The 12,559-nt window shown below is 39.7% G+C and carries 8 protein-coding genes; 5 read left to right on the forward strand and 3 right to left on the reverse strand.

Annotated features, from left to right (window positions below; genetic code table 11):
- The first annotated feature begins 46 nt into the window (after positions 1 to 46).
- Positions 47 to 1,546: a phospholipase effector Tle1 domain-containing protein gene (locus tag I6F54_RS12840; protein WP_197141655.1), complete on the forward strand. Its 1,500-nt coding sequence runs from the start codon at positions 47 to 49 to the stop codon at positions 1,544 to 1,546.
- 292 nt (positions 1,547 to 1,838) lie between these two features.
- Here the strand turns inward: I6F54_RS12840 and I6F54_RS12845 are convergent, their stop codons facing one another.
- Positions 1,839 to 2,933 carry a Fic family protein gene (locus tag I6F54_RS12845; RefSeq protein ID WP_197141658.1) on the reverse strand — a complete coding sequence of 365 codons (1,095 nt, stop codon included), beginning with the start codon at positions 2,931 to 2,933 and terminating at the stop codon, positions 1,839 to 1,841.
- Between the two features lie 296 nt (positions 2,934 to 3,229).
- A complete protein-coding gene (locus I6F54_RS12850) occupies positions 3,230 to 4,105 on the reverse strand; it encodes a nuclease-related domain-containing protein (protein ID WP_197141660.1) in 876 nt (291 codons plus the stop codon).
- 487 nt (positions 4,106 to 4,592) lie between these two features.
- Here I6F54_RS12850 and I6F54_RS12855 point away from each other — a divergent pair, with 487 nt between their 5' ends.
- The 4 genes from I6F54_RS12855 (at position 4,593) to I6F54_RS12870 (ending at position 10,450) form a co-directional block, all read left to right on the forward strand.
- Positions 4,593 to 4,943, forward strand: a complete 351-nt coding sequence (locus I6F54_RS12855) for a hypothetical protein (RefSeq protein WP_165728779.1) — start codon at positions 4,593 to 4,595, stop codon at positions 4,941 to 4,943.
- An 882-nt stretch (positions 4,944 to 5,825) separates the two neighbouring features.
- The gene (locus I6F54_RS12860; RefSeq protein WP_197141662.1) at positions 5,826 to 8,978 is read left to right on the forward strand and encodes a DUF3427 domain-containing protein; all 3,153 of its coding nucleotides are present in this window, start codon (positions 5,826 to 5,828) and stop codon (positions 8,976 to 8,978) included.
- A 22-nt stretch (positions 8,979 to 9,000) separates the two neighbouring features.
- Positions 9,001 to 9,504, forward strand: coding sequence for a hypothetical protein (locus I6F54_RS12865; RefSeq protein ID WP_197141664.1), 504 nt, complete (start codon positions 9,001 to 9,003; stop codon positions 9,502 to 9,504).
- Positions 9,505 to 9,631: 127 nt separating this feature from the next.
- Positions 9,632 to 10,450 (forward strand): hypothetical protein, encoded by an 819-nt coding sequence (locus I6F54_RS12870; protein WP_197141666.1) that lies wholly within the window; start codon positions 9,632 to 9,634, stop codon positions 10,448 to 10,450.
- Positions 10,451 to 10,673: 223 nt separating this feature from the next.
- On the opposite strand, the gene I6F54_RS12875 is transcribed toward I6F54_RS12870, so the two are convergent.
- Entirely contained in the window at positions 10,674 to 12,518 is a 1,845-nt protein-coding gene (locus I6F54_RS12875; protein ID WP_197141668.1) for a hypothetical protein, read from the reverse strand.
- Positions 12,519 to 12,559: the final 41 nt, after the last annotated feature.

Genomic DNA, 12,559 nt, shown 5'->3' on the forward strand with positions numbered 1-12,559 from the left:
AACATTGTCTGTGTAGAGTATTTAAAACAACTAAGGGAATTGGGTTATGACGGGTAAAACGCTAATTTTTAACTTTGACGGCACAGGAAACGAGCCCCGTGACGCAGAACAGTTTAGCTCAGATCATTTTAAAGAAGACTCTAATATTACCAACATTTTAAAATTGCATTTGCTGCTTGGCGGTAAATTAGAAGACTCCCCAATTACTCCATTTTTAAACCAACTCAGTTTTTATTATCAAGGTATTGGTACCAAAGGCAGCCGCCTTAAACGTATTTTAAACCAAACCCTTGCACCTCGTGGTGACGACGTAGCCAGTATTTTAAATCAAGCGTTAAGCGACTTTAAAGCTCACTATCAATTAGGCGATACCATACTGCTAACAGGTTTTAGCCGAGGCGCTGCGCTTGCCAGACGCTTTGCTAAATGTTTAGAACCCTTAATAAGCAACAACGTGTATGTATGTGTGTTTGATACCGTTGCCTCTATTGGCTTATCAAAAGTAAGTAAAGCCACTCGTGGCGCAGAGCACGTTATTTTTGAAAACCACACCATTGCCAACAACATTACTCAAGCGCTGCACTGCGTAGCCCTTGACGAAAAACGCCGCGCCTTTGAACCCACACTCATGAACCATCAAAACAATATTACCGAGCTATGGTTTGCAGGTGCGCATTCAGACATTGGCGGTGGTTACTACCGCGATGGCCTAGCCGATATTAGCTTGCGCTATGCACTTGAGTGGTTAATAGAACAACCGCTTAATATATCGTTACTCACTAGCCACGATATAGATTACGAAACCCTACTCCCCGATAGCAACTTAGTAGCACAAGATGACGTAACAGTAACGCCCGATCCGCTCGCATTAAGTCATCAACAAAATTACTTTTGGTTTAACCCGTTTTTTAAATTAGTAGATAGAGAGTGCTATGTATTAATTGATGATCAAGCCAGCAACCTTGAGCCCTTAGTGCACTTCAGCGTAGCCGAACGCATTAATAAGCTAACCAGTTACCGCCCAGAGTCGCTTAAAAAATTGCATTACAAAATTAGCTACAACGACAACACCACGCTTAGTTTTATTGGTTTAAGCCAACATATAGAACTGGCTAATCAAAACATGAGTGTGCTGAGCATTAACCAAAGCCAAGATGTAATGGTATTTGCCTCTGAGCAATACAACGCAACCGGCCTCATGCTAGAGCAAGGCGCTACGTACCGCTTTACCCCATATCCAAATCAATACTGGTTTGACGATGGCATAAAGTGCACGCCATTAGGCTGGAACCGCGACAACGTACAACTTGGCGTAAAAGAAATCCCAATGGCCGTACTCGAACCATTTAGACGATTTCCTCGCGCGCAATGGTTTTCACTCATTGGTGCTATTAATAAAAACGACGACCACCTTTTTGAAATAGCCGACGGTGCCGATATTAAAATAGATAAATCAGGCGAGTTTTGCCCATTTGCAAACGACCTAAGCCGCTTTTATGGCGCTAATGCGGGTAAAATAAAAGTGAAAGTAACGCGGTTGGGGTAAGAGGTACCCGAAGCTTTTAAATTGTAGGTGCGATTTTACATCGCGCAAAAGCGAAGCGTTTAAATTGTAGGCGGGAGTTTACCTCGCGCTTTGGCTTTATAAAAACACCCGCGAGGTATAAAACCTCACCTACAACAACTCAAACACCACAATCAACAAAACCGTAGGTGCGATTTTACATCGCGCTTTCGCTTTATAAAAACACCATGCGAGGTATAAAACCTCACCTGTAACAATTTAAAACACCTATTCGCCTCACGTAATGAGGTGAATAATGTGAGTAATTGCCTCATTAGGCAATTTTGTAACGTGTACTACGCCCACCTGCGGCGGTTTTTGTTAAAAATCCAAGCGTTTGCAAGTCCGATAAATGGCGTGTTGCGGTTGCACGGCTAACCTTAGCCACCTTTTGATACTGACTCGCACTAATACCCTGTTCAAATTGGCCATCAAGTAACTTATTAAGCACTTTTACTTGCTGCTCACTTAACTTTGTTTGATCTTTACTTGCCCAGTAATTGGTTTTAAAAATTGTTTGCTCAATATTATTAAGCGTATGGTGTATCGCATTATTAAGCGTACGTAAAAACCACTTAATCCACTTTGTAATACAAAGATCTCCACGTTGAGTGGCTTCAAGCACCTCGTAGTAGCTTTTTCTGTCTTCTAAAATAGCCACCGACATAGCGTAAAACCGAATCGACTCAGCATGTTCTTGCGCTAATGCCTGGTCGGTTATAAGCCGTGTAATACGCCCATTACCATCCTCAAGTGGATGTATTGTTACAAACCATAAATGTGCGATAGCTGCCCGAATAAAGGGGTCTATTTGAGGATCGTTTTGCGTTTTGTTAAACCAGTTAAAAAATAGCGAAAGCTCTTTATTTACTCGCTCTTTAGGAGGCGCCGTAAAATGTAATACCGGTTTATCTAAGCGCCCCGATACCACTTGCATTGGCTCGTCAGCACGCAATTGCCCGCCCTCAATTTTAGTAAATAAGCTTTGCTCACCTGCAAACAATAAGCGATGCCAATTAAGCACTCGCTCTAAATTAAGCGGTGAGTCTGTGTTATTTATTGCATCAAGCATAATCTCTGCAAGATTATCGCTTTGCACTGTTGTTGGGTAAGGTTGCTCATTAATATTGAGCTTTTTAGCAAGAGAAGAGCGAACCGAAAATGCATTAAGCTTTTCACCCTCAATCGCACTGGAGTGAATAATATTTGCTAGTAAAGTATCTAGAGCTTGCTGCTTTTGTTGAGCACTTTGCGCGCCCATACGCCCTACTAATAAACCTTGATTATATGAAAGATCCCTTAGTAAAGGAGCAAGCGCTGCAGCATCCCACGTAAAGTTTGGCCAATTTTGCTGTTGCCATATCCACATAGTCTTTAGTCCTAAAGGTAATTAGCTTCAGTCTATGTTATTTATTTGCCTCATGCAATGAGGCGAATAGCAGGGTTAATTGCCTCATTACTTTTAAGCACTACATAGAGCAATAATGCATTTTTCAATGGTGAAAACAATCCATTTATAAGCGAGGTATAAAACCTCACCTACATCAATGCGAACACCACTCTCATCAAAACCGTAGGTGCAATTTTATATCGCGCTTTGGCTTTTAAATAAGCCCACCTAAACACCTGTAGGCGCCCAGCTTGCTCGCGCGAAAAGCGAAGCTTTTAAATTGCTTTACTATCGTTTAAGGCTCGCTGCACGACTTGATAGCAAATAGCACGCTGCTGCTCTTGATTTAAGCTAACTTGTCGCATTGAAAGGATAGTTTTAACTATTTGTTTATGAGAAACGATTGGGAAAATTGATCTCTGCTTTAGTTCTACAAACCAACCAGGAAAGCATAAAACAGGTAAAATCGGAGTATTAAAACCGGTAGATTCATAGAGCCATTTATTCACCCAACTGGCTTGATTTTGGGCTTGCTCTAACGGTTTACTTTCAAACCAAGAAGGAAATGCTAAATGGTTATTTTCAAATTTAACTTTGTAATTTGTATCGTCTTTTATTCGTTTATGTCTGCCTTTGGTTTCAATAGCAAATACCCCATTTGGCCCAACAACTAAATGATCAATATTAAAACCATCTGCTTGTATATCATGAAATACTTGGTATCCGTGTGACTGTAATTCAATAAGTTCTGAAGCGACTGCTAACTCTGCATCACGCCCTAGTTTTAGCTTTATTAAGTCGTTAGATTTAACCCAAAGCTTTCGTGCCACATAGATTAAACCCAATGCGATCACGATAATTAAAAAGTAATTGAGCTTGCCACTGGCAAACATTTCAGCAATTCCTTTAATAGCAAAAGGCATTGTAACTATTAAAGCAGAGAGAAAAATCAGACCAATTACCTCAACAATCTTGTCATTTACTTGTTCGTTTAATGTTTGCGCTGCAACACGTTTAAGCTTTTTACGATCTACAGGTAATTTTGCATTCTTTTGATGAAGCCATATTTTGAAAAACAAAACACCTAATAGCGAATAAACACTACCGATAACAAATAAAAGGCTTAAACCTTGGTTTAATAAATCATCCATGATGAGTTCCTATAATCATAATGTTTACTTTATACCTTAAAAAAAGGTACATGTCGCATTATTCAAACTCACGCTACAAAGCTCACCCAAACACCTGTAGGCGCTCAGCTTGCTCGCGCGAAAAGCCGTAGGCGGGAGTTTACCTCGCGCTTTTGGTTTGTAATTTAATTTACAAATATCGCATTGGCGATGGCAACCAAGGGGCGGATACCGCCGACCGCCCCTTGGAACCCCACGGCGCCCCGAGGATCACACTATTTCCTCAATTTAAATTAATGATATGAACGTAACCAGCGTAGATAGGCCATCCATGGCCAAGCTACGCTTTTAACAGCATCCATGCTGTTAATTACTCATCATTAATTAAATTTCGGATGTGATCACGGGGGAGTGGCCTAAGCAACAGCCTTTAATTCAGTAATGAGTTAATGCTTGTTTACATTGAATTTTTTAGTAAACTAACTACTCGCAAACAGGAATTTTTTTAATGCCTTTTCTAGAAATACTACTATACAGCAGCATCTTCTTTTTTATCTATCTAATGATAATGGCTGTTTTATTTCCGCGTATTTCAATTAAATACATTGATAGAAAAATGCTACAAGATGGAATTAGCTCCCCAAGTTGGGATAGAGGTATAGGTGCAAGTGCGCCATTTTATGCTATGGCTATTTTTTGTAAAAGGGCACGTAAACCAACACCACTATTTGATGGAAGTCATGTTGCAAAACATGCAAGACCAATAGACAAGGTTTTAGCTTTTTTACACCTTATTTCTACTACTGGCTTTATATTAAGTGTTTTTTCTATGATGATTTTAGAGGCTTTTTTTTACTAGTCCATAATAAATACATAAATCATATGGCTATATGTAAAAGCTTCGCTTTTAACGCCTACAAGTTGCGCGTCTACAAACTTTCATCAAGCTCTGCTTTTAACACTCAATGTATGCGTAAAGCTTGCTAGGCCTCTTCTTTATGTCGCATTGGCGATGGCAACCAAGGGGCGGCCTTCTTCAAATAAGCTCTGCTGCTAATAATTCATCCCTGAAACCGGGTTCCTGTCAGCATCCATGCTTCCACTTCCTCAAGCTGCAAAGCTACGCTTTGGTCATTCGTCACCCACTGCGCCCCGAGGATCACACTATTTCCTCAATTTAAATTAATGATATGAACGTAACCAGCGTAGATAGGCCATCCATGGCCAAGCTACGCTTTAACAGCATTGCCTAAAGGGATTTAGGTACTTGGAATTTGTCGGGAACAAAATTCCGCCATGCTATTAATTACTCATCATTAATCTAATTTCGGATGTGAACACGGGAGAACTTTCTTAGCAGCGGCCATAAAATTTGCTGTAGGCGCAAAGCTTGCTTGCGCGAAAAGCGTAGCTTTTAAAATAATTTACAAATATCGCGTTGGCGATGGCAACCAAAGGGCGGATACCGCCGACCGCCCCTTGGAACCCCACGGCGCCCCGAGGATCGCACTATTTCCTCAATTTAAATTAATGATATGAACGTAAACGCGATGAAACACGTCCGTGTGTAAGCATCGCTTAACGCGCATCCATACGCTGCTATTACTCATCATTAATTCAATTTCGGGTGTGATCACGGGGGGAATTTTCTTGGCAGCGGCCTTTAATTCAATAATGAGTTAATGCTTGTTTACATTGCATATTTTAGTAAACTGAATGCTCGCAAACAGGGAGCGATTTAATGCAGCAAATTGGTATTTACGAGCAGTTAATTACACGAGTAATTGAGCAGAACTTAAATCGTGACCAGTTTTATGTGGGCGAACGCCAGCTAGAATCGGCTGAGGCAGCTACGTGGCTTTCGCGCTTTTTAGGTAAACTTGTTGAACATGCGATAAATGCTATTCCTAATTCGAATGAGCGTTTACAAGAGCAAATAAACCTCGCAAACAGCCTTGTGCTGTGGCTTAAAGATCATATTCGCGATGACGAGCTGATCAACGAAAACCTTATCGACAGCCAAGGCCGTATTCTTACTGCACTGTTTAATACTCAAAACCCTATTGCTGCAAATCTTAAAGACTACTCTCACGATATTTTTCCGCTAACAGGGCTTACCCAAAGCGAGTTATTTAGCGGCGCTAATGCAGGTATATCGCTCGAAACCGAGCTAAAGCGCGAGATTAAATCATCAGACACTATTTACTGGCTTGTCTCATTTATAAAATGGACGGGGCTGCGCATATTTAAAAATGAGCTTGAAGCCTTTACCAAAAGCGGCAATAAGCTCAAAGTTATTACCACCTCGTATATGGGGGCAACGGATGCGAAAGCGGTTGAGTTTTTAACAAACTTACCAAATACCGAGGTAAAACTTAGTTACAACAACCAGCAAGAACGCTTACATGCAAAGTCATATTTGTTTATGCGTAATACGGGGTTTCATACCGGTTACATTGGCTCGTCTAATTTATCGCATTCGGCGCTTACCAGCGGCCTTGAGTGGAACTTAAAAATTACCGCGCAAGAAATTCCGCACATCATAGCTAAAACCAAAAGTACCTTTGAAACTTATTGGCAGTCGCCAGATTTTGAATTATTTACTGGCAAAGCTGAATGCAAAGAAAAGCTCATTAATTCACTTAAAGAACAACGTAGTGTTGGCCAAGCAAGCAGCCAGTTCTATTTTGATATAACACCTAAAACCCACCAACTCGCTATTTTAGAAAAACTAAGCGTTGAACGTAGCGTGCATAATCGCTTTAAAAATTTAGTGGTCGCCGCAACGGGCACGGGTAAAACCATTATATCGGCGTTTGACTTTAAAACCGTTTACGATAAAAACCCAAACGCCCACTTTTTGTTTGTAGCCCACCGCGAAGAAATACTAAAACAAGCACAAAGCGCTTACCGCGGCGTACTCAAAAACAATGACTTTGGGGAGCTGTGGGTCGGTAACTACAAACCACAGCGCTATAACCAATTATTTGCGTCAATCCAAACGCTAAACAGCCAAATTGAATCGCTCAATTTAACCAATGATTACTACGACTACATAGTGATAGACGAAGTACACCACATAAGCGCTGCAAGTTATCGCGCTATTTTAAACCACTTTACGCCCACAATATTACTTGGCCTCACCGCTACACCAGAGCGACAGGATGGCGCAAATATATTGGATGACTTTTGTGGCGTAATAGCCGCTGAAATTCGCTTACCAGAGGCAATAAATCAACGCCATTTATGCCCTTTTCAATACTTTGGATTGGATGACGACACCGACCTAAGCCAAATAAAATGGCGAGGTGGCCGTTACGATATAACCGAGCTAAGTAACCTTTATACAGGGGAAAACAGCCGCGCTAACAAAATTATATCCAGCCTTGCTGATATAGTTACCAATGTTCACGCAATTAAAGCGCTGGCATTTTGTGTGAGCCAAAAACACGCTGAATTTATGGCGTCTAAATTTAACTTAGCGGGCATAAATGCTGATGTACTGACCAGCAAAAACACCAATGAGCGCGCGGCCAAACAACAAGGACTGCGCCAAGGCGAAATACAAATACTTTGTGTGGTTGATATTTTTAACGAAGGGGTCGATATTCCAGAAGTCGATACCCTGCTTTTTTTACGCCCAACCGAAAGCCTAACGCTGTTTTTACAGCAACTAGGTCGTGGTTTGCGTTTACCCGACAACAGTCAAAAGCAATGCTGTACCGTGCTCGACTTTGTAGGAAATGCGCGCCCAGAATACGACTTTGCGAGTAAGTTCCGCGCACTGATTGGTAAAAGTAATCAGCCAATAAAAACTGAGATTGAAAACAACTTCCCGCATTTACCGCTGGGTTGCCGTATAGAGCTACAAAAACGCACACAACAAACAATATTAAAAAATATTCAGCAAGCTATAAACTCTAAACGCCGTTTACAACAGCTGATAAATAGCTATTCGCAACACACTAATGACGCGCTAACGCTCAGTAATTTTTTACGCATAAACCCACAAGTCACGCTGGAAGATATTTACAAACCTAAAGCCGGTAGACTCGGCGGCTGGCACTGGCTTAAAGGCGATGAAATACCCGCAAAACAAGCCGATATTTACGCCGCGTATTACCGCGCTATCAACACCCAGTTACTTGGCTGCAACTCGCTCAGTTACTTATGCTTTATACGTGATTTATGTAACAACGACTTTAGCTTTACGCCAACGCCAAAAAATCAACAGTACGCGCTTATGGCGCATTACAATTTTTGGGATAACACCGGCACAAGCTTAGGTTTTAAAACCCTTGAGCAAAGCTTACAAGCACTTAAACACAAAGAGCTACAGCAGGAACTCGCACAAGTAATTACGCTATTAATAAACCGTATTCACCAGCAAGAAAGCGATTTAGTGTGTTTACCTAATCATGCAATAAAATTACACAGCCGCTATACTCGCCAGCAAATACTCGCTGCGTTTGGGGCGCACTCGTTTGATAAAAAATCGACCGCCCGCGAAGGCGTTTTAGAATTTAAAAAACAAAACCTAGAGCTGTTATTTGTAACACTTAATAAGTGCGAAAAAAACTACTCGCCTACCACGCTGTATCACGACTACGCAATCAGCCCTACCTTGTTTCATTGGCAAACGCAAAACAGCGCCCGCCCTGAACACGGCCGCGGCCTAAGCTATATTCAGCACCAGCAAACAGGCAAAACCATCCTGCTATTTGTACGCGAACAAGGTAAAGACGAAAACGGCCGCACCATGGGGTTTGTAAACTACGGCGAGGTTAAATACCAAAATCACAACGGCAGCCAGCCGATGAATATAACGTGGGAATTAACAAGCCCCATGCCAAGTGAAATGTGGCATGAGGCGGGGAAATTGGCGATTGGGTGATAATTTTAAAATAAGGAAATTGATGAAACCTTTAATATCAAATCATAAAGTAGATTTTAACGAGATTAGACGCTTAGCTCTCACATGCCATGGCTTAGGCCTCACAACAAGCTCATTTTCTAAAGGTGAGGCAAAAACAGTTTTATCTGAAAACCTTGAAAACTCATTGCAGCTCTTACTTTCGAGTAACTTATTAAACTTAGCCATCGCAATAAGAGTTAACATTTATCAATCAAATATAAGCAGCACCCACTTTAAACTTAAGGAGGGTGCGACAATCTATTATGACGACGCATCACCTTTAGTAGAACTCCCTGCCACCCTCAAACAAGTATGCGACAAGATAATACATGCTGACTCAGTAGAAAAACTCATTTATCCAAGAGATTTTGTTCCTGCAGGCTGTGAAATAGATCTAGTATTAAAAGGAAAAGAACGAAATAAAAAGTGGACTCTTAACTTGGTTCTCGAAAAGCTTGCAGAGCAAGTATTCAAAATACTAGATGATTTAGAATCTGACAGGTGAGCTATTATAAATGGCGGATTATGGACTAAAGTCAATAATGGTGAGTTATAACTTACCTTGCTGGTGCTATCCATCCACAAAATAAAATCCACTACGCTAATTACTAATTTAAAGGACTACATAATAAATGGAAGACTCATTACTAAGAGTTTTAAAGAAGTTGTTACTTGTTATCATTGGCTCTGGTTTATTAAGTAACGCACTATATATACATGGGCTAGCTTATTATGAAGGCTATATAAATAGACTAGGGTTTGAGTATGATTTTTTTCCCTTACCCAGTACCGAGGTTCTTTTTTGGACTTATTATGCAAGTAGAGAATTGGGTGCAAGCTCTATAGAAGTGATAACTAATTTTAAACTTCAAATACTTTTAATTTTATTTGGTAGTGTGTATTTACTATCTAGAATCTGGGTGGAGACTTCAAAAAAGAAAGTTAATAACCAGTTAAAGGCTAGGAAAAAAAATAACATTAAACTATTTAAGAAAATATATCATTACAAAGTAAAGCATAAACTTATATTTTACTCGGTCTATATTCCAATCCGCTGGTTAATTTTAAAAGAGCAATCGTTGATAGCTTTCTTCGCTTCTTATTTCTTTTTAGTTTTTTTACTTTTCCTCCCGATTTTCTTATTTATTTGGGTTTATTTTCCAATGATTGGTTTTGAACATGGCAAAAGTGTCGCCGAGTCTAGAATTGAGCACTATAAAAGTAATCTTTGTGGTGATAAAAACGATTATTGGAGTGAGTGCTTAACCTTCAAAATGCAACATCTCAAAAGTTATGGCTCGCCTAAGCATGTGGTTGGTCGTTTAATGCTAAAAAATGGTAGTTTAGTTGGTGTATTTACGAAAGAAGGGCCTGTAACTTTTACATTGCCTAATGATTATTATTCAGCTACAAAAATGAACATCAATTTTGAAGGCTCACAGAAAGATTAATTCAACCTCTCAGTGCTTTATAAAAATCAGCCTATTACCTTCGAGCATATCAAAAGTAATTTTTGGTTAGTCAATTGCGTAGAAGCAATTTAAGTTACTACTTATAGCCTTAATTCCTAAAGGCTATAAGTGGCGGCCACTCTCTGGTTGCAGCTAGCAATCTGCTAAAACCTCGTAGAAAGGTGTTAAGCTCCACTACAGCACTTGAGATTCCTATAACTTCTTAAATATTTTTCGCTATTAATTCAGCTTTCAGCAAACCGCCTTTAGTTAGTAACTTAGGCGCAAAGCTTGGGTTTCGCTTTGACTTATAAGCATCAAGTATTAATTTAAGCCCATGCGCTTCTAACAATGAAATATTAACTTCGGTATCCATTTCGGCTGATTCGATGAAATCATCTGAAAAGCTAGGGGCAATTATTAATACCTGTGCTACGCGTTTACCTTGGTTTTCAGCACGGGTTACATAAGCTTTTACTTGGCGTGACGTTGTTGAATATTTAGCAAAATCTCCATTTTTACAGGTTTTTGCTTCACCAATAATTATGTCGTTATCACTGAGTGAAATTACGATATCGGCTTTATCTTTAGTGGTGTTCAAATCTTTACGGAGATCTTCATCAATATTAAGCTCTAGTAGTTCAAAAATGGCTTTTGTAACTTCTTCAAATTTAACGCCAATATCAGCTTCTGTTACATCTGCGCCAACTTCTCTCAACGCATTAATATCGCGACGTGCTAATGCGTCATAGTTCTCTATTAGCTTATCTGTCGCGTTTGCAAAGCTTTCTAAGATAGCAAAACGTGCATTGCCACGCTTAGAAAGTCCCATACTGTCGCGAACCTCTCTTACTTCATCATTTGATAGTAAATATAAAATATCGTGTGGCGTAATACTTAAAGCACGTAGTTTTTCGGTATCAATAACTTCGTTCGCTTCGAGTTCAAACGCTTCTTTAAGGACAGCCTGCATGGTTGGGAAGTGTTCTTCTAGTGTTTTTAAAAGCTGTTTGAAGCCGCTTGCGCTTAGCGAATCAAACTCTTTTTCTGTAGCGCCTGATAATGATGACAGTATTAGACCAATGCGCTCATCTAAAGTAATGCCTAGTTTTTCTGTATCAATTTCTAAATCTTGTATCAGCTGCTTTAATCTGTCTTTGCGTTGATTTTGGTTATCTTCAACGTTATGAATATCGTCGGATAATAATTTAGCTGCGCTAATTCCTGAATGTATAATTGTTTGAATTTTATCAGTTCGGCTTACGCCTCTAATTTTACGACCATGGGCTTTTAAGGCATTGGAAAGTTCGGCATCTGTTAGCGTTCTAAGTATTCTTAGCACGTATTTATCAGCTAAATCTTTTCCTTGGATCTCATTCAATAGCGTAACTATTTCATCAGGAATGAATACTTCTTGTCGCTTTTTGCTGATAAATAATAACCCCATATCTCTGAGGCTATTTAAGGCATCTAGCACTCCATTTTTAGGAATAACATCAACTAAATGCTCTACAGCAGCGCATTCATCAGTAGTTAAATTAAGTTCATTAGCCAGAACGTTGAGAACACTGCGCTCATCATCTGTAACTTTAGCTTCTCGATTATTTTTTTCATCATTAAAGTATGCTTCTTTCATACAAGCATGGTAAATTTTTAAGGCTCGGTTTCGCTCTAAAACACTTTCGGCTGCGCCTTGCTGGATACACTCTTTGAGCTCTTTTGATAGCCTAGATAACTCAACCCATTCTTTTTCATAAAGTGACTCTATCCAACTAATTCTTGCTACACCATTCCCGTCTCGACTTAAAATATTCACCAATAAGTTAAGCTGAGCGCTACTCATTAATATTTGTTCTTGGACAGAGATTTTGAAGAAGTCGCGAACGGTATTGAACAGTTGAGTAATTTCACTACCTGAGGCATTTTTAATTTGACCGTCGATATTATCGATTGTTTTCGCTAGTTTTTTATTGTTTTTAGCGGCATCAGAACAAAGACGATCGAGGCATGAAATGAATTTAGATTTTTCTACTTGGTTAACAACTGATAAAACTTGGTTGAGTTTCATTTTATAGAGTCCTTTCTAATTATGTTTCAAATAAGGTAACA

The organism is Pseudoalteromonas sp. SWXJZ10B (assembly GCF_015864475.1).
GTDB classification, from domain to species: Bacteria; Pseudomonadota; Gammaproteobacteria; order Enterobacterales; family Alteromonadaceae; genus Pseudoalteromonas; species Pseudoalteromonas arctica.